This is a genomic window from Sphingomonas lacusdianchii, from assembly GCF_022664395.1.
Lineage (GTDB): Bacteria > Pseudomonadota > Alphaproteobacteria > Sphingomonadales > Sphingomonadaceae > Sphingomonas > Sphingomonas lacusdianchii.
The window spans coordinates 17,696-40,668 of record NZ_JAKRET010000018.1 but is presented as its reverse complement, the minus strand read 5'-3'; the positions used below and the strand labels follow the sequence as shown (position 1 = coordinate 40,668).

Genomic DNA, 22,973 nt, shown 5'->3' with positions numbered 1-22,973 from the left:
TCAGTCCTCCACGTTCGGGCTGAAGCGTGCGGGGCGGTTGGACGGCGACGACGAGGCGATCCGCTGTCCAGCAGGCGATGCCGCCGCGACCGGGGTCGACACAGGCGTCGGCGCCGGCGTGACCGGCCTTGTCGCGGCGAGCGGGCGACCGCCCTTGGCCTTGGCTCGAGCGGCAGCGACAGCGCCGACGCTCGGCGCGGCCCCGCTCGCAGGAGGGGCGGCTACCGGCGTCGTCTCCGCAGCCAAGCGCTCTGCAGTCGCCCGCTCGTTGGCCGTGACGGCGTCGATCGGCGCGCCGAGCTGCGAAAGGATCTCGGGGCTCACGTTGAGTGTGGTCGAGGCGGCGAGGCCCGGGCCATGGCCGTTGGTCGCGGCAACCCACTGGCCACTGTCGACCACCGCCTGCACGACGCTCGTCTCGTGATACCGGCCGGCGCCGTCGGTATGCGCCGGGAAGACGATACGGAGGACCTTCTGCGGCCGAACACCCACCGTGCCGGCCGCGGCGATCGCTACGCTCTCCGGCGCGGCGCGGACGGGTGCCTGCTGGTATTGCACCGCAGGCCGAAAGCTGGTGTCGCCGGTAATCTCGGCCAGCGCCTTGTCGTCGATAACGGTCGCCGGGGCGCAGCTGCCGCCTGCCGGCGCGCCGCAACCGAACTTGCCCGAGATGTTGGTGCCGAACGTGGTGCAGCTTGTCATTGCCAAGCCGGCGACAGCGAGCACGACGCCCGTCATCAGCCGAGTGCGGCGGGAAGGCAGCGCCGGCACGGGACCTGCCGGCAAATAGATGACATCGCTCTTCACGACCTGGCTCCCTTCAACCATGCTTCGAGCTGCGGCTTCGGTTTGAAGCCCTCCATCACGGCGCCGTCAGAGCGGACGATGACCGGCGTGCCGTTGAGTCCGTGCGCCTTGGCGAAGGCCTCGTTCTCATCCAGACCGCTGGTGTCGCACTTGGGGCCGGTGCGGATCTCGTCCTGCGCATAGGCGGCGCGCACCGCGGCATGCTTGTCGCGCGCGCACAGCACGAGGTCGGCGACCTCGCGGCTGCCGAGGACCGAGATCGGTCGCTCGATCACGGTGACGTTCATCGTCTCGAGCGACTGGCTGAGCGCGCGGCAGTAGCCGCAGTGGAAGTCCGAGAAGACGGTCACCGTCTGCGCCCCCGAACCCCAGACGATCGCACCCTTCTTCGACAGCCGCGAAAGGTCGAGGCGTTGCGGGGACGCCGCCTGGGTCACCCGCGTGCCTGCGCCCACCGAAGGCGGCGCGGCGTCGGGAGCATCGGCTGCGCTGTTCGCCTTCGCCGCACCGCCCACCAGCATGTCTGGGTTGAGCGCCAGCAACCGCGCGGCGGTAAGGTCCTGGCGCGTCTGCATGTCGTAGACGCGTCCGATGACAAGGAAGCGCGCGGACTTGTCGACGTAGAAGAGGTTCGAGCCAGCCACGACCTCGCACAGGCCGTCCACCTTGGAGCAGTCGACCGAGGTCACCTGCGTCTTGGGCAGTCGCTTCGTCAGCGCGGCCTTGACGATCTCGCCGTCGGGGGCCGCAGCGCTCCCGGTGAGAAGCGCCGCCATCGCTGCCAGCGTTACCGATCCCAAACCCTGCATCATAACTCTTCCCGCCTTTCCGACCTGGTCGAGGCCGCTCAGTTCTGGATGAAGACGCCCTCGAGGAAGACGATCTCGACATCGATGCCGGTGGGCATCTCGATGACCGGCTGATATTGCTCAGCACGCTCGATCAGGTACTTGCTGACCATGTCGCCGGCCTCTGCGACACCATTGCCGATACCGCCGGTCGCCAGTTCGCCGACGCCGAGCATCTGGCGTTTGCCGTTGACGGTGATGTTCGAGCCGAGGAGCGAGGAGTTGGCATTCGCCGCGAAGCCGCGGCCGATGCCACCTGCGACGCCGGCGAGGAACGCCTGCCCGACGAGGCCACCCTCCCGGCTTACGACGCGACCGCGGACACCCGTCTTGCCGGCGAAGCTGATGAAACCCTTTACGTCGGACACCGCGTAGCGGCCGTTCGACTGCGGGCACGTCATCCGCTGCAGCTTGACGTAGACCTTCTCGGACGAGAGGTCGCCGCGCGCCGCGCCGTTAATGAGGCAGCCTTCGATCCGCGTGGTGAGCAGCTTGCCGTCCCGGTAGACCGACCGCGCCGGTCCGGTGATGCGCAGCACAACCGGAAGCGGGTCCGACTGCGACTGAACACCGGCCGAAGCGTCGACGCCCACGATGACCTTCGCCTTCGCAATCGAGTTTGGCGGCAGGTAGTTGGGGCTGTCGGTGTAGCTGGTCGTGCCTCCCGAGATCCGCGTGGCGGTGCCGGCCGGGCCACCCTCGAATGAGACGAGCTTAATTTGCCGCGACGCAACGGCAGCCGCGGCCGCTTCACCCGCCGTCATCGGGCCCCCTGCCCCACCGGGTCCCCGGTAATTCTGCTGCGCGGCGCCGTACATCTGGGTCGGCAGGGGTGCAGGCGCGGGCGTGCTCGAGCGGTCCGAGAGCTGCTTGCGCAGCTGATCGTTCTCCTGCTGATAGGCGCTCATGACGCGCTGACCGTCCGAGGCCATCGATTGGTTCTGGCCCTGCAGCGCCGCAACCTGCTCCTGGAGCGCCCGCATCTGCGCGGCCTGGCCGTCGACCGACTTCAGCTGGTTGTTGATCGACTGCATCTGCGCCTCGGAGGAGGCCTGCCATTCGCGCTGCGACATGTTGCGGTTGACCATGTCGTCGGTCGCGATCGTCACGTCCTTGCCGTCGGTCGATGCGATGGCAGCCTTGCCTGACGGCTTGAGGATGTACCAACCGCCGAGCATCACGATGAAGCCGGCGATGATCGCCAGCCACATGGTCTGCTTCTTCCGCACGGCATCGTTGCCGGCCATCATGCCAGTGTCGTCGCCCTCCTCGGGCTCGGCATCGAGCTGCTTGGCCTTGTTGCGATTGAAGATGTCCCTGAGGCTCATGGCCGCACTCCGTTGGCGAGGCCCGAAGGCGTGACGATGTAGACGGTGGTGGCTTCGCCCGGCTTGAGGTCAGGGTGCGGCACCGAGACCGCGATCGCGTTCGACGGCGCGATCGTGCCTTCACCGAGCGACACCGGCGCCTTGCCGGTGTTCTGAATCCGCAGCACGCGACCGGCGATCTGCGCCCCGCGGTATTCCGAGATCATCTGCACCTTGAGGGTGCCGATCATCACCGCCGACATGGAGGCGGGCCGGATCTCGAACCCGTCGATGTTCGCGTTCTCGTACATCGCCTGGACGAGGTTCGCCGACGCCTCCTGCGGCGTCGCGGCAGCGGATGCGACCTGCGTCTGCTTCTCCGCCTCGACGTCCTTGTTCTCGACGAACACCTGCTGCGCGTCGTCGCCGGCCAACCTGCAGGCGAACTTGTAGACGTATCCCTTGGCGGTCGTGCCGAAGAACGACACCGTGGCGCGCGAGTAGCCTTCCGGCACCGAGACGTAGATGTCGCCGCGATTGGGCTCGTTGACGACCGTGAAGTCCTCGCTGTCGACGCCGGTCGTGAGCTTGGAGACGCTGGCGAAGCGATCGTCCTTGAGGCTGACCCGCGTCAGCCCGGACTTCGACATCGTGCAGGCGACCTCGCTGTTGTCGCGTGCGAGAACGTGCTCGTCGGCGAAAGCAGGCGCCGCGAGCGCGACCCCGCCGACCACGATCATGCAACCGCCGATCAGGCGCGAGAGGTGGCACCAGCGCGTGGTGACCGCCCCTCCAGCGCCGATCAGGCTATAGGCAAGCAGAGGGCTCATGACGCGTCTCCGGATGCGGCGCCGTCCTTGTCGGCCTTGCTCACCATCCCGAAGCCCTTCAGCTGCAGAGACAGGCCACGATACGCCCAGTTGAAGCGGAAGGTCTTCGGCTCGGCGGTGACCGACTTCGAGCCGACGACGGTGTGGAGGGTGCCGCTCACCTCAGAGGTCAGAGCCTCAGGGTCGACCTTCATGCCGGTGAGCGTGAAATACTGACTGATCGTCGAGCCGTTCTGCTCGTTGACGATCTTCATGAGATCGCGCTTGAGCGCGCCGTGGCTTTCTGGCGTGGCGATCGCGAGGATCGAGTCCATCCAGTATTGGAGGTTCTCGGGGGACCGATTGAGCGTCATCAGCGCTGTGTCGCGCGTGACCATCTCGAGGTAGTCCCGGCTTACACCGCTCGAAGAGAGCGTCAGCGGCGTGCGCACGATCGGCTGCAGCACGATCTCGCGGTCGCGCGTGGCGCCGACCAGGAATAGGAGGACAACGAGACCTGCCAGCACCAGCGCCACGATGCCGAGCATGTTGCGCTGCTTGATGACCCGCTGCGATTGCGCGAGGCCGACACTGTAATCCATTTAGCCCACCATCACGCGAAGGTGAGAGGGCGGCGTCGCCTTTAGCCCGGTGAAGCTCGAGGGCAGGTGCCAGTAGGCCATGTGGAGAATCCACGACGAGGCCTTCCCGGCTTTGAGCTTGCGAAAGCCCCACCATCCGAGCAACGAGACCACCAACCCGATCACGACGTGCTGCGAGAGGATGCCCCACACGAAGGGGATCGCCATCGCGAGGAACTCGTCCAGCGTCCAGAAGCCGATCAGCTCCGGGTCGTCGAGATGCGAGGGGATGGAATACCGGTCCATAAGCTAAGCCGCCCTCCCAGCGGTTGATCCAGCCGCGCCTCAGATCGTCGCGGTGACGGTCGAGGTGACGATCGGAATGCCGGTGCCGGCGCCGACGCCGACCGCGACCGGGACGGCCACCTGGCCGAGGCTGAAGCGACCCGACGCGAGCGCGACGATGCCGCCGGCGAGGCTCATCACGGTGATGATCTTGCCGCCCGAGCCCTCGAGGAAGTCCGTGAACTTCGTCAGCGCGGTATTGAACGTCGTGTCGGTGCCGGCGAACGCCGCCGACGCGCCCAGCACCATCACCATGGCGATGATTGCCAGGCCGAGAAGGACGGCGTTGGTACGACCCCCCTTCGGCATCGCAAGTGCAGACATGCTCTTTCCCCTTGATAGACGAAGCAAATTGCTGCGCCGTCTTCAAAAGGAACCAAATTTCAAGACTTGAACAGAGGAAAAAAGTTACCCTGTTTGTGACAGTGATTGTAACATCTAGTAGGCAACGCACGACCGCAGCGCACTTCCAGCCGAAATGGTTCATTCCCGCCGTGGACCGATCGACAGGGTAAAATAATTCCCCTGTTTACTTGTCCTGATCTTTGTGAACGATGGAGGGACTGCGGCACGAGAGGCCGGCGGCAACCGCAATCGCCGCGTATCAGGTATGGCCTATCCCCCGGGGGAGGGAATATGATCGCCTATGTCTCAGGTGATCTACACATTCACGTTCGATAAGTCGGTGTTCCGGCTGGCGAGTCACGCCATCCGCATCCACTCGCACCACACACTGGCGTTCGAGAGCGTGTCCGCTACAGCCCTGAAAGGCATGGAAATCTTCCTGTCTATGGAGGATCCCAAGGCCTTGGTTGCCGAGGCGCTCAAGCTAGATCTGCCCGGCGACGTGCGAGTGACGTTGCGCATCCCGCTTAGCCAGAAACCCATCTTCCAACGAGCGCGTGATCTAGCGATGAAACACGCCGACCACCCGGTTCCCACTCGGCTCGCCTTCGTAACAGCACTACTCGCCGTATTTCACGGAACATTTATCGATTGTTCACACATTGCCGTGGACGCGCGTGATTGACAATCGTGCGGAATAACGGAGTATTACGACCCGTTAGGGGGTCGCACCATGTACCACCAGGGCAAAGCGTTCGCCGTCAGCGCTGACAGACAACGAGGTTTTCTCACGCTTTTCCGCGAGGAATGGCGTCGTCGGGGGCTGACGAATCCACAGGTAGCCGCCCGACTGGGGCGAAGCCTCAGCCTTGTCGTCAAGATCAAGGCGGGTCGTACGCCCCTCACCGGGCATCTCATCGACCAGCTCGTGGAGATCCTGGAGATTGACGTCGTCCGAGCCTACTTCGCCGTCGATATCCTGAATGAGCCGATGATCTACTTCGAACCCGTCTTCCTGCAGTCGCTCAATAAAACGATGGCGATGTACGAGCGCATTCTCACCACCTACCGCGCGCAGCAGGACGCTCCTGAGGACGACGTCACTCTCGATCTAGAGGCCGACGACGACACTCTCGATCAAACTGCGCAGTGACCGTGGCATCGCCTGCTATGCAGACCGGCGCGGCTAAGTTTCGTCATGCCGAAGTCATATTGCACGTCGCCTGATGCTGGCAGATTGTCGTCCGCTTATGACAAGCGACGAGCAGCCTATAAAACGCAGTACCCGGTCCATGCGACTGAAGAAGCAGCGCGAGGATCAAGCCGGCTACCGGCGCTCAACGATCGCCTTGTCGCCCGTGGCGGTGGCCATCGCGGAGCGGCTACAGCAGCGGCTCCAGCTGCCCTCCCGCGAAGCCGTGATCAACGCGGTGCTCGAGCGCATCGATTCCGACCGCTACGTCAAGTACGAGTTCCTTGGCTCGGAGGGGTTTCGATCGCCTCCAACCGCGCACCTACAGAAGGATCGGGTGCCACAGAGTGGCGACGGCGAACCGGCGTCCGAAGAGGATCCGGCGAAGGCTCTCGAATCGCATCGGTAGCCTTCGCGCGTACGGCCGGGTCGCTCTTCCACTGGCCAGCTAGGAAGGCCCTCGTCCGCCCATCTACGCCGCGGTCACCTACCCGGGAAATGGCGGTAGAAGGTCGACAGCGATACGCCGATCGCACCGGCTATTTCGCGTGGCGTCATCTCTGTCTTGAGAAGGCTCTCGGCCGCATTCCGACGGTCGTCGGTCATGACCGACTTTCGACCGCCAAAGCGACCCCGACGCCTGGCGACCTCAAGCGCCGCGGTGGTGCGCTCCTTGACCAGCTCCCGCTCCATCTGCGCCATGGCGGCGAGGATGTTGAAGACCAACCTGCCGGCAGTACCGGAGGTATCGATGCCGTCCGTGATCGAACGCAGGCCGATGCCCTTCTCCTCAAGCTCGGCCGCGAGGTCGACCAGACCCTTCATCGTTCGGCCCAGCCGATCCAGCTTCCAGACGACCAGCACATCGCCGGCGCGCGCGTAGCTGATGGCCTCGACCAGACCAGGGCGACTGATCTTCGCGCCGCTGGCCTTGTCGGAAAAGCACCGCTCGCACCCGGCTTGTCGCAGCGCATCGAGCTGCAGGGTCAGATCCTGCTCGGGCGTCGACACGCGCGCATAGCCGATCAGCATCGATTTTTCTCAAAACTCATCGACAAGGCTCATCGATCGGGATTACAATTGGCGATGGGTTTTGAGAAGTCACATTCCGCAGCCGGCCTCTCGGCCGATCGCGCCGGGCGATCCATTCCCATGGTGCCTCGTCAAAACAGGTCGTTTGCGACGAAGCCGACCAACCCCGGTGCGGGTCTCGTAGGCGTAGTCGATAGTACGAAGTTGGACCGAAATGGCAGGCACCCTCCCGTCGGAAGGCTACGTTTTCCGCCCGAAACCCGCCTGAAGTTCGTGGTATCGACTACGCCTCACCCCATGACCGGCCTTACGGGTCGACCGGCTCGTGGTATCGCCTACGCCTATGGAGTCGCCGCGGTTCGGACGCGCGTGAGCCGACTGGTAGACGACGGAGTTGGTCATGCCGAAGAGTAAGGCGGCCGAACCAGGCCTGTCGAAAGATCGGGCGCCGACCGGCACTGCCAAAGACGCAGTGGTTCCGATGCAAGGCGACCTCTTCTCCATGGACAGCCCACTACGCGGTGGTGTTCATGGCGAGCTATCGCTGATGGCATACCCCTTCTTCGCGCTTACGAAGCAGGCATGGATGAAGCCGCTTGCCTACAGCACCGGCGAGATCAGTATCGAGGTGCAGCCTGGCCATAAGGGTGTCGCCAACATCTACGACAAAGAGGTTATCCTCTACATCGCCAGCCTTATGGCTGCGAAGATCGAGAACGGCGAGCCAGTAAGCCAAAACTTCCAGTTCACTGCCAATGACTTCTTCCGAGTCACCGGAGCTACACCGTCATCCAACGCGTATACAAGATTGTACGAGGCATTGGAACGACTGCAGAGCACCCAGATCAAGACTGACATCGAGACTGGTGGCGAGGGCGAAGCGGGATTCTTCTCCTGGGTTGAGACCGCCCGCCTTCAATATACCAAGACGCGAACCGGCGAGCGCAGGCTCAAGGCCGTGAACGTTCGTCTGTGCGATTGGCTGTTCCGGGCGATCCTTAAGGATCGAAGTGTCATGCAATACGCACCCAGCTACTTCCAGCTGAGCCCGATCAACCGTCGGCTCTATGAAGTCGCTTGCTTCCTGCGCTTCTCCGGCGTGACCTCGATAAGGTTGGGTGACCTACAACACCAGATCGGCCATCAAAGCCTGACCCGTCTCTTCAAGCCTTACGTTGTCGAGGCTGCAAACGGTACAGTCCCGGGCTTCGAGTTTTCCATCCAAGCCGCCGAAGGTGCCTCGAAAAGCAGCAAGGTCTCGGACGAGGTTGTTGTCATTCGCGAGGTTCCGACTGTCCTGGCGCCGATGAAGCGATCGAAATCCGTGTCCGACAACTGATCGGATTTGATTACGACAGTCGGAGGCGCGACTCATTCCCCCTGCCCGCCTTGTCAGCACTGCCGATCGCGTCGAAGGCCAACTACCATTCGCTTAGGCGTAGCCGATACCACGAACTTTGCGTTGCCGCGTAGTCGATACCACGAACTTATCGCTGCAGGCGTAGTCGATACCACGAATCTTTTCCGGCGAGCGTAGCCGATACCACGAATCCTCGTGGTTTCTTAACCTTTGCATCTGCGGCACTGTGCTCGGGCGACCTTCCGTCGCATTTTCTGGAGCTATGACCGTGGCCACATAAACGAATGCCCGGCACGAAGGCCGGGCACCCTGGAACCGTAAGATGGGCAGCGTCGCCAAACGCTGACCGGTCCGCGATAGACCTCCCATTTAGACGATCCTGACACCCGGTTCAAGGGAGCGCGATTCGCGCCACGCACGAGTTATGCCTGCTGACGGTCCCTCCATCCGAGGGGGCGAACGATGAACTATACGCAAACGGCTTTCACCGGCCGGACCGGGGCGCGGCCGATCACGGCGCTGACGCGCGAGCTCACCCGGAGGATGAAGGTCGTCGACGGGAGCGGCGTCCAGATATCCAAACAAGACGCTCGCAGGGTCGTGAAGGCGCTGAAAGGCGCGATCGCGGTCAGCAACGGCGCGATCGAGACGCTAATGGATCTCGTCCAGCTCACCTGGGAGGCCGATTGGGCCGCCGACCGCCCGCTCGTCGTCTGGCCGAGCAACCAGCACCTTGCGGACGAGGTCAGGAAGACCGTCGCGTGCATCAAGGCGCGGCTGCGCGAGCTGCGCGCCGCAGGCCTGATCCTCGCGCGGGATAGCGCGTCGGGACGCCGAAGCGGCTTCCGGAACCGTGACGGCGTTATCGTCGAAGCCTACGGCCTCGACCTCTCGCCCATTCGGCTGCGCTATGCCGAGCTGAAGGATGCCGGCGACCGCCTCAACGCCCTCTATGCACTCTTCAAGACAGGCAAGAAGGAGATCGCGCGCGTTCGCCGGATCGTCGGACAGGCACTCGCGCAGGCCGCTGATCTGAGCCTCACTGGACTGCACTGGATGGCACTCCAAGACGCGATCGACGAGATCGCGTTCGCTGCCGCGCAGGCCAGGACCATGGGCGACGGCGAAGGCTACCAGGCCGCGCTCGATCGGCTTCCCGGCGTAGAGGATCTGGTCGGAGAGACCATCGATCGTTTCATGTTCACAGGACTAAATAACCCGTCGGGGTCAGCTGAATCACCCGACATACATATACAAACCATTCCCTCTAAAAATACCGTACATGCTGAGCGAGGATGTAGTTCTGATCCTGACGTGAGCCTGCCCGATCAAGCGGTGCTGCCCCCCTCCCCTTCTCAGAGCAGCCTCAAGGTGCGGCCTTGCGATCTTGCGGAGATGTTCCCGACAACCGCGATGTATCTAACGGAGGCCCGGCCGCGGTGGCCCGACGTTCATAACGCCGCGGCGCGCCTGCGGCATGACCTCGGCATCCGTTCCGGAACGTGGGTGGATGCGATCGATACGCTGGGTCGCGACGGCGCTGCTGTCGCAGTCATGATCACTGCGGAGAGAGAGGCGCGCAATGAGATCCGCCTTACAGCGGGCGCTTATTACGCCGGGATGGTCGCGCGGGCGAAGCGCGGCGAGCTCGACCTTCAAAAGAGCCTATGGGGTTTCAGGACCGAGCGAATGGCTGCGCATTGATGGCCAACCCCTGCCAAGCTCGCAACGAGAGGCCCCCCGCCCCTCGCCTGCTTCTTCCAATCAGGCAGGCTGTGAGGTGGCCGGAGACGCATTCAGCTCGAAGCAGTGTCCTTCTCGGCATCTTCTCGGCGACCCAGAAGGACGAACGCCGCGAGCGGTACGGCGGCAATCGTCGCCATTGCGGTGACAACGATGGGCCACGTCCACGCCTGGGCGATCCGCTGGTAGTTCGTCTGAAACGGGAGTCCCGCATCGATCCCGTCGGCCACGTAGAGCACTCACGCGTCCGGCCAGGTGGTAACTTTGCACCCCCAAGAGGGTTAAGCGATCGTCAGCATCTTGCTGCTAGGTGGTCAATATGCCCCAAGCGACACTCCAGGCCTGGCTCTCCCTCTATGCCGCCGTCGGCGTCATGGTCGCGATGTGCGCCGTCTTCGCGGTCATCAAGACCGCCTATGACTATCGCACGGGAAACAGCCGGCTGCCTACCACGACCATGCTCGACAAGGTCCTCGTCGCGCCGCGGCTGTGGGTTCGTTGGCAGCTCAACTACCTCTTGGGTGCACCGGCTATACTCGGGATCGCGATCTACTTTGCCCATTACCTCGGGTTCGGCACGCTCGTCGACGTGTAAGCCAGCAGCTGGACCCCCCTGCCCCGCCAGCCTGCCGCACTCGGCATCGCGGCGGTTTGCACGGATGCGGCTCGATAGGCACCGCTGCTCCACCCCTTGGTGATCGCCGCAACGTAATCGATCGTCTCCCTGAAGGGTGGGATCCTTCCCAAGGTTCGTACCCTGCCAGGGCCGGCGTTGTAGGCCGCCAGTGCGAGATCGACGCGCTTGAACTCGTCCAGGTGAGACCGAAGGTATCTGGCCCCTCCTCTCAGATTGGCCAGCGGATCTCGGGAGTCGAGAACACCCAAGCCTCGGGCCGTGTCGGGCATCAACTGGGTCAGGCCTACCGCGCCCTTGTTGGAGACGATCAGCGGGTCGTAGCGGCTCTCCTGGGCGACGAGGGCATCAAGGAGCCCGGTAGGCACGCCAGCCTCACAGGCGACGGCGGAGATGAGAGGGAAATATCGGGCGCGGCGTGCCTCCTGCCACGGAGCCAGATCGCCCCGCGGACGGTAAGGCGTCATCGAGCAAGCGGCCGGACTGTACATGTAAGGCGCGACGACGCTCTGAGCGACCTGAGCCGCACCCGTCATCACCCTCCCCGTCTGCATCCAAAGCGGTATCGCGATCGCCGGGCTCGGAACATCCGTAGTCGTATGTGCTTGCTCGGCCGCGGCGATGCTGCGGAAGTCATCCTGTAAGGCTTCGGGCGAGACGCCCTGCTGCTCGCTTGATGGTGGAAGTGGCTTCGGCGCCGTGCGGCCTACATCAATCACCACACCGTCAGCCAAATCACGGAATGCGACCAGTTCAGCTTGCCGCTGGGACGCGTCGGCAGGGCCGAGGGCGACGGAAGCCGCGACCAATCCTGTGACTAATCTCAGCGCGCCGGGGTGCTTCATTTGTCGAAACAGCCATCGGAAGGAGGCATGGTCAACGTGGAAAAAAATTACCCTGCCCGGGAGGAGAGCGCATCGGGAACCCGACTTTGCGCTTAAACAGATTTACGACGAAGCGCATCTGCTGAAATGCGGGCGCCATCGCTGTCGAAGTGGCTATGCTCCGCCGTCCGCGAACATCGTGACGGAGGAAGGCTCGCCAGCGAGGAATGGGTTGGACCAAACCCTGGACGCGCCGTCATGCCAGACCCGAAAGGGCACGCCAGCGAAGATGGCGAGGACGGTCGAGCCGTTTGAGAGAGGAACGGCGCGTTCGATGCGTTGCCCCCCTGCCCGGCTCTTCTTCGTCGCCGAGCCGCTTAGCTTTTCGCCAACCGTGGCTGTCCACGTCTCTCCGTTCGATCGGAACGTGATTGAGCGGATGCGTTTGCCTGTCGGCGCCGGTGCACACCCGCAGGCCAGCGCGAGCTCATTATACGCTTGCTCTTGGTCCTTGGCCGGAACGCCCGGCACGAAGAAGGTGGACCCCTGCCCTGCTGCCACTCGCTTGAACCTTTCATCGAACCGGATGCTATTCCGCGATCGGAGGGAGGTGGGATCGCCCTAGCCGACACTGCAACCGGCAGGTCGCATTTACGGAAAGCCGGCTATACGGAAAGGCGCATTACCGGCTTTGCGGCGACACGCCGATATGCCGATACGCAAAAGCGTAATTACGGCGCCTCGTATTTCTGTACCAGCAGGTCACGGACCTCGTCAGCTATTTTCGTGCCTCGCATCGCGCACTGGGACTTGATCGTGCGATGGAGGCTCTCCGGTATATCGATCGTCAACCGCTTCATCTTGACGTCCGCGGCGGGGGGTTCGGCAAGCTTCTCTGCTCCCGCTCCCACCCAGGCATCGGCGCCAGCGGCGGGAGGCGCGCCAGCCGTTGGGCGTCGGCCGATCGTCACTTTCTTGGTCATGCCACAAGCTCCATCAGTTCGGCCCGTACGGCCTCGATTTCCGCTGCCGCTGCGCTCTTGCCGTCGATCTCGAAGACGGCGCGCCCGGTGGCCGCTGCCTCGGCAAACACGACGCGCTGGACGATCTGCGCCGTCATGGTCGGAATCTGATATGCTGCCAAAGCCTCAACCACGTCGCGCCCAATCGCCGTTTTTGCGACTTTGCGATTTACCACAAATGTGGCCTTCAGGCCTTCCTTAAATACGGACGCTTCGACGATAAGCTTGACCACCTCGTCTGCGGCCCAGATGTCGTAAGGCGAAGGCTGGACAGGGACCAGCACCACATCCGCCGCCATGATCGCCGATCGCGCCAGCTCGGTCACGCGAGGCGGTCCGTCGATGACGACATGATCGTAGCCCTGGCCGATCTGGTCCAACTCTTTGTGGATGGTCGGTCGAGGGAAGCCGACCACCGAGATCATCGGCTGCTCCTCGCGAGCCGCGGCCCAGTCGAGCGAACTGCCCTGGGGGTCGGCGTCGATCAGCAACACGCGCGAGCCGTCGCGTGCGAGGCTTGAGGCCAGGTTCACGCTCAGGGTCGTCTTTCCGACGCCGCCTTTCTGGTTGAGCAACGCAACGATCATGAGAGGCACCTTCCGTGGAAACGTGTAATCGTAAAACCTGCAAAACGTAAAGCCGTCTTATCGGCTTGCCGCTTCGTCGTCTACTCGCAAACCCTGCGATGTGCTTTTCTGTAGGAGGGAAGAGGGCGGGAGGGGGTGAAAGGAGACGGGAATGTCCCTGATCGCTCTCAGACCCACCCAGCGCGTTGTCGATATCGTGGGTGCCCTCGGCGGCACCTGGCGGGGCTATATCGCTACCTGCCGCTGCCCAGCACACCAGGACAGCGATCCCAGCCTGTCCGTGCGCCAGGGGCACGACGGCATTCTCGTCCATTGTTTTGCCGGTTGCGATCCGGGGGACGTCCTGCGCGAAATCTCCCGCCTACGACCCTCCGGAAGCCATCAGCCACCGCCCGCCCGGTACCGCCCTAGCGGGAGCAACGTCGGACGGCTCTGGGAGGAGGCTCTTCCAGCGGACGGTACGGCAGCCGCTGAGTATCTCGACGGGCGGGGCCTGCGCCTGCCACTCGACGATATCCGCTTTCATCCACGCTGCCCGTGGGGTCCAAAGCCTTCCACGCGCTTCCTGCCCGCGCTCATCGTAGCGGTCCGAGAGGGCTCCCACCTCCGTGCGATCCAACGTATCTTCCTCGACACGACGAACGGTGGTTACCTGGACAAGGTGATGCTCGGCGCTCCCGCTGCCGGTGCCTGGCAGGGGGGCAGGGCGGGGGAGACCCTCGCCATTGCCGAAGGCTTCGAGACGGCTGCGGCGTTCACCCAGATCAATTGCATACCATGCTGGGCGACGTTGGGGGCGGCCCGCCTTGATCGCATCCAGATCCCGAGCAACGTCACACGACTGATTGTCGCCGAAGACAACGATCCCGAAGGACGGCGCGCGCGCAGCAAGGCCTGGCGAGCCTATCGGGAGCGTCGGCTTGCGCTCGCCCGCATGCCACCGCCGGAACAGTACGGCGACTGGGCCGACGTGCTTAGGCCGAGGAGCTGAGAAGGGGAGGGGGAGCGGGGGAACTGAGCTGCAGCACGCAGACAGTTCTGGAGACCCACCCCATGACCGACCTGTTCGATCCCAAGCATGACCGCGCAACCGCCTGCACCGACGCTGCTCGCATGCTTTTGCCGCTCCTCGGCGGACAGACGAAGCTCAGCCGACGCGACCTCAACGAGGCGATGGTCCACGCCTTCGGTGGTTCGGACGCAGAGGGGCGCTGGACGCAGCGCGAGAGCTTCGAGGTGCTCGAGCATGCGCTGGCGCTCCATCTGGTGAGCGGTTCGCAGCCGCTCCAGACCGCGGCCGACCTCCCACTCGCCCTCGGCTTGCTCGATCGCCTGCCGACGCAAACGGTGCGCAGCGAGGAACAGCTCGACTGGCAGCAGTTCTCGACACCTGTCGACATCGCAGCCGTGGCCGTCCTGCTCGCGGCTGCACGACCGACGGATGTCGTGCTCGAGCCCAGCGCCGGCAACGGACTGCTTGTCGCTCAACTGTCGACGATCGCCGCCCTGCAGCTCAACGAGATCGATCCGGCGCGGCGGGCGCGGCTCTCCGCCACATTTCCCCATGCCGTTGTCTCCGGTCATGACGGGGCAACGATCGGCAGTACGCTCACAGCTTTGCAGCGCCCCAGCCTCATCCTCATGAATCCGCCATTTTCGCGTTCGGTCGGTCGCGGTGCCGACGCGCTCGCCGCGGTCCGCCATCTTCAAGCCGCGCTGAAGCGGTTGCGGCCAGGCGGGCGCCTCGTTGCCATCATGCCGGACTGGTTCGCCCATTCCGCACGGATGGCCGATATCTGGACGACGACACTTGCGGGAACGGCCCTTCGCACCTCCATCCGCCTCACGAACGGCTACGGAAAGCACGGCACCGGCGTCGCGGTTCGGATCTACGTGATCGACAAGATCGTGGGCGACATCGCAGGGGTCACGATCGCTCGTCGGAACGTGGCTGAGCTGGTCGACCTGCTTGTCATTCCCGATCGCGCTGCCCTGCAGGAGGACAACGCATCCTCGGCGGTCAAGCGGGGAGGGGCGGTGTCGCTCCTGCGAGCGATGAAGTCGCGCCCGGCTGCCGCGCCGCGCATCTTCCGGGCGCCGACCCGCAACGAGGTGCTACCGGTCGGCTACAAGGTGCTCGACACGCCAGCGCCTATCGCCGAGCAGGTCGGGGTCTATCTGCCGTACCGGCCTAGCCGCATCGTCTTCGACGCGGCCGGCGAGCATCCGACCTCGCTGGTCGAGTCTGTGGCCATGGGCTCCATCCCGGCTCCCATCCCCTCGCACGTTCCGCACCTGCCGGAGCGCACCGTGTCGGACCGCCTCCTGTCGTCGTCGCAGCTCGAAACCGTCGTCTACGCGGGGCATGCCTGGACGCAGTTCATCCCGGGGATGTTCTCCTGCGACAAGGAAGGCGTTGGGCTCGTCCTCGACGCTGCCGGTCGGCAGTATCGGAAGGGCTTCTTCCTTGGCGATGGCACTGGGGCCGGCAAGGGGCGCCAAGTCGCTGCCATCATCCTCGACAACTGGCTCGCAGGGCGTCGCAAGGCGATCTGGGTGTCGAAGAACGAGGCGCTCCACGCAGATGCGGTTCGCGACTGGACGGCGCTAGGCGGGATGGCCGCTGACGTGCAGCCGCTGTCGCGCTGGAAGATCGATGAGCCGGTGACGATGAGCGAGGGCGTGCTGTTCGTCACCTATCCGACCCTCCGGTCGGGTCGGGGTGACGCAACGCGGCTCGATCAGATCATCGCCTGGGCGGCCGACGACTTCGACGGGGTGATCGCCTTCGACGAGGCACACGAGATGGGTGGCGTCGCCGGCGGGGAGGGTGCCATGGGCACCAAGGCGGGCTCACTCCAGGGTATCGCCGGCGTTCTCCTCCAGAACCGTCTCCCGGCCGCCCGCGTGCTGTACGCGTCTGCCACCGGTGCCTCAGAGGTCAACAACCTGGCCTATGCCGTCCGGCTCGGTCTGTGGGGACCCGAAACATCCTTCGCCGATCGCGAGGCATTCATCTCCGAGATCCGTCAAGGCGGCATCGCCGCCATGGAGCTCGTCGCCCGCGACCTCAAGGCGACTGGCCTCTACACGGCGCGCGCGCTGAGCTTCGCCGGCGTCGAGTACGACATCCTGCGACACGAACTGACCCCCGATCAGATCGACGTCTACGATCGATACGCCGATGCCTGGGGCATCATCCATCGCAACATGGAGAAGGCGCTCGAGATCACCGGCGTGGTCGACGCGATGGACGGTGCGACCAAGAATGCCGGCGCCAAGGCGGCAGCGCGCTCCCGGTTCGAGAGCTGCAAGCAGCGCTTCTTCGGCTCGCTGCTCCTCTCATGCAAGCTACCGACCGTGCTTGCGGCGGTTCGCCAGCATCTCGATGCCGGGCAATCCGTCGTCCTTCAACTGGTCAGCACCGCCGAGGCGATCCTCAACCGTCGCCTGGGTGAGCTCACTCCAGACGAGCGCGCCGAACTCGATATCGACTTGTCACCGCGCGAAGCGGTTATCGACTATCTGACGCGTGCGTTTCCCGTCCAGCAGATGCGGGACTACCGCGACGACACTGGCGAGGTGCGCTCGCGCCCGTTGATCGACGACGACGGTCACGCGGTCACCAATCCGGAGGCCGAAGCCGCGCGGGACGATCTCATCGAGCAGCTCTGCGCTCTCCCGCCGATCGCCGCGGTGCTCGATGGCGTCCTCACCTACTTCGGCCACGACGCCGTTGCCGAGGTGACGGGTCGAACCAAGCGCCTCGTCCCGGCCGCGAACGGCACCCAGAAACTTGAGACGCGATCGGGCAGATCGACCCAAGCCGACGCCGCAGCGTTCATGGCCGGCACCAAGCGCATCCTCGTATTCTCCGACGCGGGCGGAACCGGCCGGTCGTATCATGCCAGCCTCGACGCCCTGAACCAGGAGCAGCGTGTCCACCTCTTGCTCGAACCGGGCTGGCGCGCCGATCGCGCGATCCAGGGGCTCGGACGTACCCATCGCACGCATCAGGCCTGCTCCCCGCTGTTCCGCCCTGTCACCACCGACTGCAAGGGCGAACTGCGGTTCACCTCGACGATCGCGCGCCGGCTCGACAGTCTCGGTGCGCTCACCCGCGGCCAGCGCCAGACCGGTGGACAAAACCTGTTCGATCCTGCCGACAATCTCGAAAGCGAGTACGCCAAGGCCGCCCTGATCAGCTGGTATCACCTTCTCAAGAGCGGGAAGCTGAAAAGCACCAGCCTCCAGGATTTCACTCATCGCACCGGCCTCGAACTGACCGATCAGGATGGGGTCCTGAAGGAGGAACTCCCGCCCATTCAGCGCTGGCTCAACCGCTTGCTAGCCCTGCCGATCGGGCTGCAGAACGTCATCTTCGACGAGTTTCTCGCGCTGGTGGAGACACGCGTTGCGGCCGCTCGGGATGCCGGCACCCTCGATGTCGGGGTCGAGACCATGCTGGTGGAAACCGCGACCGTCCTCGATGATCGCATTCTGCGGACCGACACAGTCAGCGGCGCCACCTCGCATCTTCTGACGATCGAGGTGGCTCGTCGCCGCCACCCAGTCTCGCTCGACCGAGCACTGCGCCTCGCCGACGCCGACGACACCGCGGTCTTCGTAAAGAACGCCAAGTCGGGAAAGGTCGCCCTCAAAACTCCGGCGCGTGCCGGAATGACGGAGGACGGCATGCCGGTGCTGCGGATCGAACTGATGCGACCCACCCGCCGAGAGTACCTAGCTGCAGACGACCTCTACGAGACCGCCTGGGAGGAGTGCGCGCGGGAGACCTTCGCCAAGGCCTGGGCGGAAGAGGAGGAGCAGGCGCGCAATCACGTCGACACGGAGACGATCCGACTTGCAACAGGGCTCCTCCTGCCGATCTGGTCCGCGCTGCCCAGCACACATCTGGCGGTCAGCCGTATCGTCGACGCCGAGGGACGGTCGTGGCTTGGCCGCGTCGTGTTCCCCGCCGACCTGCACCAGCTCTTCGGCAAGCTCGGGCTCTCGGAGGAGACCTCGCTCACACCCAGCGAGATCGCGCGGGCCGTTGAGAACGGCAATGTCATCCCGCTCAAGCGGCCGTTCGCCTGCGAGATCAAGCGGGCACGCGTGAACGGCCTTCCGCGGATCGAGATCGTCGGTGCGCCCGCCGGCCAGCTTGCCTGGCTCAAGTCCCTCGGCTGCTTCACCGAGGTGATCGCCTACAAGACACGCGTGTTCGTACCGGTGCCCGAGGCGACCGTGATCCTGCAGCGTGTGCTTGGCGATCGATGAGAGCGGAGCCTCTTTACCGCCAACGGCGTCCGGGATGCGCCGCCCGCGCATGAGCGCGGGCACCGGAGCGATCGGGACAAGGAAGGAAAGGGGGAGCGGGAAGGTGTCCGGTTTGGGTGCGGCGAGACGTCGCGCGGCCGGGCACCTGATGGAGACGACGATGACCCAGACCGTGCCACTCGCGAAGCTGAAGCGCTCCGAGAAGAACGTCCGTACCACCCCGCCCAGGAACATCGAGGCGATGGCCTCGAGCATCCGTGCGCGCGGCATCATGCAGAACCTGCTCGTTACCGCCGCACGGCCCAAGGGGACGTACGAGATCATCGCCGGCGATCGGCGTTATCTCGGCGCGATGATGCTCGCCGACGCTGGCGAGATCGACGCGGCGACCTACGGCGTGCCGGTCAAGATCGTCTCCGGCGACGACGCGGACCTGCGGGAGGTGTCGCTCACCGAGAACTTCCAGCGCGAGCCGATGACCGCAGCGGAGGAATGCGTCGCATTTCAGCATTTCCTCAAATCCGACGGTGACATCGACGCCGTCGCGAACCGGTTCGGCCAGACGCGACGCTTCATCGAGGGCCGGCTGCGGCTCGCCAATCTCGCCGAACCGATCTTCGAAGCGCTGAGCGAGGGACGCATCACGCTGGAGATGGCCAAGGCTTACGGCTCCACCGAGGATCAGGCCAAGCAGGAGCGCGTCTTCCAGCAGTACGCCCATTCTTCCTACGTGAACGCCGATCAAATCCGCCGCGCGATCGTGAACGACACGATGAAGGCGAGCGACCCGGTCGCGGTCCTCGTCGGCACCGACGCCTATGTGGCTGCAGGCGGCAAGGTCGAGTGCGACCTGTTCAGCGAGGACGGCGATCGCTGGTCGGATCCGGAGCTTGCGCGGACGCTCGCGGCCGCGATCATGGAGGCCGAGGCGAAGCGCGTCGGCGAGGAGCAGGGCCTCGCCTGGGTCCGGCCGATCGCGACCACCAGCCTGTACGGGGCGACCGCTGATCTGCACCGCGTCACGCTCGAGCCCGCGCCGCTCGGCGAGGAGGAGGCCGCACGCTCCGACGCCATCGTCGCGCGCTGCGAGACGCTCGAGGAGCTGATGGCCGACGAGGAGATGGAGGAGACCGCGTACGCGGCTCTGGAGGAGGAGTTCGAGCGGCTCCGTGAGGAATATCAGACGCTGCACTCGCGGCCGCCCGTTCTTTCCGACGAAATGAGGGGCAAGGTGGGCACCTTCCTGACCCTCGGCCGCGACGGCAAGATGACGCTGGAGACCACCTACTTCAGCGAAACGCCGCTTCAAGGCTGGGCCGGCGACGGCACGTCCGGCTCGACCCGCAGCGCTCGGGACACCTCGTCGCTTCCGCCCGAAGCGGTTGCTCCCGGCGGCAAGCCGCTGAGCGCACGCCTCCACGACGAGCTCGCGATACAGCGTCGCGACATCCTGGCGGCATCGATCCTCGCCGACCCCGGCCTGGCCCTCGACTACATGCTGTTCGCGATGACGGACCAGAGCCGCAGCTACAGTCGCTATGGCACCACCGTCACTGCGGGTCGGCCGCAGGATCCTCAGATGCCCAAGGACCAGCCCGCGACCCAGGCGCAGCTCGCCATCGCCGAGGCGCGTGAATCGTTGAACAGCGATTGGACCACGTCGAGCAGCCCGGTCGAACGGTTCGAGGCATTCCGGGCACTCGATGACGATGCCAAGGCATCCTGGTTGGCCCTCACCGTTGCGTCGTCGCTCGAGGCGAAGCCCGATTACAGCTCGGCGAAGACCAATCCGCTCCACGCCCGCCTCGCCTCGATCCTCGAGATCGACGTCGCCAAATGGTGGCGGCCGACCTCCGCAAACTTCTTCGACCGTGTGTCGAAGGGGACGCTGCTCGCCCTTCTCACCGACGTGGGTGGGCCAGTGCTGGCGGCACGCTATGTCGGCTCCAAGAAGGGCGAGATCTCAACGTCGTGCGAGAAGCTGTTCGCCGGTGAGGCCATCACCGAGGCGGAGACCAAGGAAGCCGCCCTTGCCTGGGTGCCGGACGCGATGCGCTTCGACGTGGTGGCCGCGGTCGCCGACGCCGAGTTCGACGAGAGCGTCGATGATGAAGCTTCCGAGACGGCGCAGGACGATGTCACCAGCGGCGATGACATCGAGGATCCCGCCGATGGCGATAGCGACGAGGCGGAGGGCGCGCTCGGCTCGGTCAACGACGACCACGCGCTGATCGCGGCCGAATAGGTCCAACGCCAACCCGCGGCCTGGGACCTCCCGGGCCTGACTGGCGGTCGTCTTCCACAAAGGGGCGGCCGCCAATTCCCGTTACAAGGGAGACCTCGACATGACCTTTCGTCGGAAACCCGTCGACAAACCGCGCCGCGACGTCGCGGCCGAAATCACCAGCCTCATCATCCAGAAGCTCGAGTCCGGCGTCTTGCCATGGTCTCGCCCGTGGGGCCTCACCGGCGCCGGGGGGCGCCCGCTGCGCCATTGCGGCACGCCGTACACCGGCATCAACAATCTCTACCTCTGGGCGATCGGTGACGCACGCGGCTACTCAGCGCGTACCTGGATGACCTACCGTCAGGCCGAAGAACTCGGTGGCCAGGTTCGCCGCGGCGAGCACGGTTCGCACAGCGTCTATTTCTCGAGCTTCTCGAAGACCGAGACCGATCGCGTGACGGGTGAGGAGGCGAACAAGAACATCCGCTTCCTTCGCTCCTACACCGTCTTCAACGTCGAGCAGATCGACGGCCTGCCGGTCTATTATTATCCGGTCGCCGCGCCGCCCGAACCGCGGGTCGAAAGCGTGCATCGTGCCGCTATCGACGGTTTCTTCGACGCGCTGCCCGCTACCGTGCGGCATGGTGGCGACCAGGCGTTTTTCTCGCCGATTGGAGATTACATCCAGATGCCGCACCGGACGATGTTCCGGTCGGACGATCATTACGCCAGCACCCTCGGCCACGAATACGTTCATTATTCGGGCGCGCAGTCGCGGCTCAATCGCGAGTTCGGCAAGAAGTTCGGCGATCAAGCCTACGCTTTCGAGGAGCTCGTCGCCTCGATCGGGCAGTGCCTCATCTGCGCCGACCTCGGCCTCCCAGGCGAACTGCACGACAACCACGCCAGCTACATCGATCACTGGCTGCGCATCCTGAAGGGAGATTCGAGCGCGATCATCAAGGCCGCGTCGAAGGCCGAGCAGGCCGTCGCGTGGCTCAAGGACGCCGCTGACGAGGGGTCTCAAGCCCGCAACATGCAAGCGCTCGCGGCATGACCGCGCGTCATCACAGGAGCCCAGACCATGCACATCGAGCTGCGCAAGCTGAAGATCGTCGCCGCGCTGTCGGAGGAGACGACCTGCTACAGCGCCGAGATCTGGGTGGATGGGCAGCGCGCTTTCCTCGCGTCCAACCATGGTCATGGCGCGGCCGACATGTTCCATCCGGTAGGCTCGCTCAGCGAAGCCGACGTCGACGTGTGGCTCGCCGCCAACCGCGCGCCAACCCGCTTCGGAGACACTGTGCTGAAGCACACGCTGGAGTTCGAGGTCGCCGCACTGATGACCCGGATCGAGGAAGCCAAGCGGCTCCGGCACACCTTCCGCAAGAACCTCGTCGTCATCGAGGATGGAAAGGTCTGGTCCTACCCGCTCAAGGGCCGACCGGCCGAAACCGTGGCTTCCGCGATCAAGCGTCAAAAGCCCGCAGCGCGCGTGGTCAATGGCGATGACGCCGCGCTCGAGGAAGCGATCACCATCATGATCGCAGCCGACGAGTTGGCCGGCGGGAGGTGACGCACCATCTCCTCGACCTACTGGCGCCCGGTCCTCCGAATGCCGAATGGGAGGCAGAGAAGGCGGGCTGGCGCGCCCAGGTGATGGGCAATTCCGCGTGCTGCTACCGCCGCGGCAGCCGACTGGCAGGTGCCTGGCATCGTGGCTTCGATGCCGCGGCCCATTCCAGCGACCCGCTTGGCCTCATGCTGTGAAGCCGACATTGCTTGCAGCTGCCCGATAGGAGGTGACCCATGCTTCCCCTTCGTTTCGCGACTCACTTCATGACCGACACGCCTGTCGACCGCGACACGCGACGAGCCCGACTGCTCGCGGCGCGACGCTACCCCGTCGGAAGCGTGCCACGGCGTGGGATCCTCGGCGGGCACTGGGATGGCGGGACCGTCGTGGGGGCCTTCCGACTAGGGCGTGGATCGTTCCGGTCGACGTGAGCGCCATTAACCTCCGAGCA

General features: G+C 64.7%; 23 protein-coding genes. 11 read left to right on the top strand and 12 right to left on the bottom strand.

The window, feature by feature from the left end; all coding sequences use genetic code 11:
• The 7 genes from MF607_RS18920 to MF607_RS18890 all read right to left on the bottom strand — a co-directional run bounded on the left by MF607_RS18920 (position 1) and on the right by MF607_RS18890 (position 4,952).
• A complete protein-coding gene (locus MF607_RS18920; protein ID WP_242121720.1) occupies positions 1 to 807 on the bottom strand; it encodes a conjugal transfer protein in 807 nt (268 codons plus the stop codon).
• The gene (locus MF607_RS18915) at positions 804 to 1,583 is read right to left on the bottom strand and encodes a DsbC family protein (protein ID WP_242121719.1); all 780 of its coding nucleotides are present in this window, start codon (positions 1,581 to 1,583) and stop codon (positions 804 to 806) included. The genes MF607_RS18920 and MF607_RS18915 overlap by 4 nt, the downstream gene beginning before the upstream one ends.
• Positions 1,584 to 1,654: 71 nt before the next feature.
• On the bottom strand, positions 1,655 to 2,983 hold the full coding sequence (locus MF607_RS18910; RefSeq protein ID WP_242121718.1) for a TraB/VirB10 family protein: 1,329 nt from the start codon (positions 2,981 to 2,983) through the stop codon (positions 1,655 to 1,657).
• Positions 2,980 to 3,702 carry a type-F conjugative transfer system secretin TraK gene (locus MF607_RS18905; RefSeq protein ID WP_347340901.1) on the bottom strand — a complete coding sequence of 241 codons (723 nt, stop codon included), beginning with the start codon at positions 3,700 to 3,702 and terminating at the stop codon, positions 2,980 to 2,982. Before MF607_RS18905 ends, MF607_RS18910 begins: the two co-directional genes overlap by 4 nt.
• A gap of 86 nt (positions 3,703 to 3,788) precedes the next feature.
• On the bottom strand, positions 3,789 to 4,373 hold the full coding sequence (locus MF607_RS18900; RefSeq protein ID WP_242121717.1) for a type IV conjugative transfer system protein TraE: 585 nt from the start codon (positions 4,371 to 4,373) through the stop codon (positions 3,789 to 3,791).
• Positions 4,374 to 4,658, bottom strand: a complete 285-nt coding sequence (gene traL, locus MF607_RS18895) for a type IV conjugative transfer system protein TraL (protein ID WP_056433184.1) — start codon at positions 4,656 to 4,658, stop codon at positions 4,374 to 4,376.
• Positions 4,659 to 4,697: 39 nt separating this feature from the next.
• Positions 4,698 to 4,952, bottom strand: a complete 255-nt coding sequence (locus tag MF607_RS18890) for a hypothetical protein (protein WP_232307963.1) — start codon at positions 4,950 to 4,952, stop codon at positions 4,698 to 4,700.
• Between the two features lie 391 nt (positions 4,953 to 5,343).
• Here MF607_RS18890 and MF607_RS18885 point away from each other — a divergent pair, with 391 nt between their 5' ends.
• The 3 genes from MF607_RS18885 (at position 5,344) to MF607_RS18875 (ending at position 6,643) form a co-directional block, all read left to right on the top strand.
• Positions 5,344 to 5,727 carry a hypothetical protein gene (locus MF607_RS18885; RefSeq protein WP_242121716.1) on the top strand — a complete coding sequence of 128 codons (384 nt, stop codon included), beginning with the start codon at positions 5,344 to 5,346 and terminating at the stop codon, positions 5,725 to 5,727.
• Positions 5,728 to 5,775: 48 nt separating this feature from the next.
• The gene (locus MF607_RS18880) at positions 5,776 to 6,195 is read left to right on the top strand and encodes a helix-turn-helix domain-containing protein (protein WP_242121715.1); all 420 of its coding nucleotides are present in this window, start codon (positions 5,776 to 5,778) and stop codon (positions 6,193 to 6,195) included.
• Positions 6,196 to 6,334: 139 nt separating this feature from the next.
• Complete coding sequence (locus MF607_RS18875) at positions 6,335 to 6,643, top strand: hypothetical protein (RefSeq protein ID WP_242121713.1); 309 nt, start codon at positions 6,335 to 6,337, stop codon at positions 6,641 to 6,643.
• 74 nt (positions 6,644 to 6,717) lie between these two features.
• On the opposite strand, the gene MF607_RS18870 is transcribed toward MF607_RS18875, so the two are convergent.
• Positions 6,718 to 7,266, bottom strand: coding sequence for a recombinase family protein (locus tag MF607_RS18870; RefSeq protein WP_242121711.1), 549 nt, complete (start codon positions 7,264 to 7,266; stop codon positions 6,718 to 6,720).
• 400 nt (positions 7,267 to 7,666) lie between these two features.
• Here MF607_RS18870 and MF607_RS18865 point away from each other — a divergent pair, with 400 nt between their 5' ends.
• Together MF607_RS18865 and repC are read left to right on the top strand one after the other, a co-directional pair.
• A complete protein-coding gene (locus MF607_RS18865; RefSeq protein ID WP_342659165.1) occupies positions 7,667 to 8,605 on the top strand; it encodes a replication initiator protein A in 939 nt (312 codons plus the stop codon).
• A 483-nt stretch (positions 8,606 to 9,088) separates the two neighbouring features.
• Positions 9,089 to 10,330, top strand: a complete 1,242-nt coding sequence (gene repC, locus MF607_RS18860; RefSeq protein WP_242121710.1) for a plasmid replication protein RepC — start codon at positions 9,089 to 9,091, stop codon at positions 10,328 to 10,330.
• Between the two features lie 92 nt (positions 10,331 to 10,422).
• Here the strand turns inward: repC and MF607_RS18855 are convergent, their stop codons facing one another.
• Entirely contained in the window at positions 10,423 to 10,608 is a 186-nt protein-coding gene (locus MF607_RS18855) for a hypothetical protein (RefSeq protein WP_242121708.1), read from the bottom strand.
• An 80-nt stretch (positions 10,609 to 10,688) separates the two neighbouring features.
• Between MF607_RS18855 and MF607_RS18850 the strand changes: the two genes are divergently transcribed.
• Positions 10,689 to 10,964, top strand: coding sequence for a hypothetical protein (locus MF607_RS18850; RefSeq protein ID WP_056433691.1), 276 nt, complete (start codon positions 10,689 to 10,691; stop codon positions 10,962 to 10,964).
• On the opposite strand, the gene MF607_RS18845 is transcribed toward MF607_RS18850, so the two are convergent.
• The 3 genes from MF607_RS18845 to parA form a co-directional block, all read right to left on the bottom strand.
• Positions 10,931 to 11,848: a lytic transglycosylase domain-containing protein gene (locus tag MF607_RS18845; RefSeq protein WP_242121706.1), complete on the bottom strand. Its 918-nt coding sequence runs from the start codon at positions 11,846 to 11,848 to the stop codon at positions 10,931 to 10,933. The genes MF607_RS18850 and MF607_RS18845 overlap by 34 nt on opposite strands.
• Before the next feature lie 710 nt (positions 11,849 to 12,558).
• A complete protein-coding gene (locus MF607_RS18840) occupies positions 12,559 to 12,810 on the bottom strand; it encodes a plasmid partition protein ParG (RefSeq protein ID WP_116462937.1) in 252 nt (83 codons plus the stop codon).
• The gene (gene parA, locus MF607_RS18835; RefSeq protein ID WP_242121704.1) at positions 12,807 to 13,436 is read right to left on the bottom strand and encodes a ParA family partition ATPase; all 630 of its coding nucleotides are present in this window, start codon (positions 13,434 to 13,436) and stop codon (positions 12,807 to 12,809) included. Before parA ends, MF607_RS18840 begins: the two co-directional genes overlap by 4 nt.
• Before the next feature lie 151 nt (positions 13,437 to 13,587).
• Between parA and MF607_RS18830 the strand changes: the two genes are divergently transcribed.
• The 5 genes from MF607_RS18830 (at position 13,588) to MF607_RS18810 (ending at position 22,522) form a co-directional block, all read left to right on the top strand.
• Positions 13,588 to 14,427, top strand: coding sequence for a DUF7146 domain-containing protein (locus tag MF607_RS18830; RefSeq protein WP_242121702.1), 840 nt, complete (start codon positions 13,588 to 13,590; stop codon positions 14,425 to 14,427).
• A gap of 62 nt (positions 14,428 to 14,489) precedes the next feature.
• Positions 14,490 to 18,719 carry a strawberry notch family protein gene (locus tag MF607_RS18825; protein WP_242121700.1) on the top strand — a complete coding sequence of 1,410 codons (4,230 nt, stop codon included), beginning with the start codon at positions 14,490 to 14,492 and terminating at the stop codon, positions 18,717 to 18,719.
• A gap of 160 nt (positions 18,720 to 18,879) precedes the next feature.
• Positions 18,880 to 20,964 (top strand): ParB/RepB/Spo0J family partition protein, encoded by a 2,085-nt coding sequence (locus tag MF607_RS18820; protein ID WP_242121697.1) that lies wholly within the window; start codon positions 18,880 to 18,882, stop codon positions 20,962 to 20,964.
• Positions 20,965 to 21,064: 100 nt separating this feature from the next.
• A complete protein-coding gene (locus MF607_RS18815; RefSeq protein ID WP_056433708.1) occupies positions 21,065 to 22,003 on the top strand; it encodes an ArdC family protein in 939 nt (312 codons plus the stop codon).
• A gap of 27 nt (positions 22,004 to 22,030) precedes the next feature.
• Positions 22,031 to 22,522: a hypothetical protein gene (locus MF607_RS18810; protein ID WP_242121687.1), complete on the top strand. Its 492-nt coding sequence runs from the start codon at positions 22,031 to 22,033 to the stop codon at positions 22,520 to 22,522.
• The last annotated feature ends 451 nt before the right edge of the window (positions 22,523 to 22,973 follow it).

Excerpts from the sequence above, each read along its gene's own strand:
- MF607_RS18915 (WP_242121719.1), bottom strand. The coding sequence starts at position 1,583 with ATGGCGGCGCTTCTCACCGGGAGCGCTGCGGCCCCCGACGGCGAGATC.
- MF607_RS18910 (WP_242121718.1), bottom strand. The coding sequence starts at position 2,983 with ATGAGCCTCAGGGACATCTTCAATCGCAACAAGGCCAAGCAGCTCGAT.
- MF607_RS18905 (WP_347340901.1), bottom strand. The coding sequence starts at position 3,702 with ATGATCGTGGTCGGCGGGGTCGCGCTCGCGGCGCCTGCTTTCGCCGAC.
- MF607_RS18900 (WP_242121717.1), bottom strand. The coding sequence starts at position 4,373 with ATGGATTACAGTGTCGGCCTCGCGCAATCGCAGCGGGTCATCAAGCAG.
- traL (WP_056433184.1), bottom strand. The coding sequence starts at position 4,658 with ATGGACCGGTATTCCATCCCCTCGCATCTCGACGACCCGGAGCTGATC.
- MF607_RS18890 (WP_232307963.1), bottom strand. The coding sequence starts at position 4,952 with ATGGTGATGGTGCTGGGCGCGTCGGCGGCGTTCGCCGGCACCGACACG.
- MF607_RS18885 (WP_242121716.1), top strand. The coding sequence starts at position 5,344 with ATGTCTCAGGTGATCTACACATTCACGTTCGATAAGTCGGTGTTCCGG.
- MF607_RS18880 (WP_242121715.1), top strand. The coding sequence starts at position 5,776 with ATGTACCACCAGGGCAAAGCGTTCGCCGTCAGCGCTGACAGACAACGA.
- MF607_RS18875 (WP_242121713.1), top strand. The coding sequence starts at position 6,335 with ATGCGACTGAAGAAGCAGCGCGAGGATCAAGCCGGCTACCGGCGCTCA.
- MF607_RS18870 (WP_242121711.1), bottom strand. The coding sequence starts at position 7,266 with ATGCTGATCGGCTATGCGCGCGTGTCGACGCCCGAGCAGGATCTGACC.
- MF607_RS18865 (WP_342659165.1), top strand. The coding sequence starts at position 7,667 with ATGCCGAAGAGTAAGGCGGCCGAACCAGGCCTGTCGAAAGATCGGGCG.
- repC (WP_242121710.1), top strand. The coding sequence starts at position 9,089 with ATGAACTATACGCAAACGGCTTTCACCGGCCGGACCGGGGCGCGGCCG.
- MF607_RS18850 (WP_056433691.1), top strand. The coding sequence starts at position 10,689 with ATGCCCCAAGCGACACTCCAGGCCTGGCTCTCCCTCTATGCCGCCGTC.
- MF607_RS18845 (WP_242121706.1), bottom strand. The coding sequence starts at position 11,848 with ATGAAGCACCCCGGCGCGCTGAGATTAGTCACAGGATTGGTCGCGGCT.
- MF607_RS18840 (WP_116462937.1), bottom strand. The coding sequence starts at position 12,810 with ATGACCAAGAAAGTGACGATCGGCCGACGCCCAACGGCTGGCGCGCCT.
- parA (WP_242121704.1), bottom strand. The coding sequence starts at position 13,436 with ATGATCGTTGCGTTGCTCAACCAGAAAGGCGGCGTCGGAAAGACGACC.
- MF607_RS18830 (WP_242121702.1), top strand. The coding sequence starts at position 13,588 with ATGTCCCTGATCGCTCTCAGACCCACCCAGCGCGTTGTCGATATCGTG.
- MF607_RS18825 (WP_242121700.1), top strand. The coding sequence starts at position 14,490 with ATGACCGACCTGTTCGATCCCAAGCATGACCGCGCAACCGCCTGCACC.
- MF607_RS18820 (WP_242121697.1), top strand. The coding sequence starts at position 18,880 with ATGACCCAGACCGTGCCACTCGCGAAGCTGAAGCGCTCCGAGAAGAAC.
- MF607_RS18815 (WP_056433708.1), top strand. The coding sequence starts at position 21,065 with ATGACCTTTCGTCGGAAACCCGTCGACAAACCGCGCCGCGACGTCGCG.
- MF607_RS18810 (WP_242121687.1), top strand. The coding sequence starts at position 22,031 with ATGCACATCGAGCTGCGCAAGCTGAAGATCGTCGCCGCGCTGTCGGAG.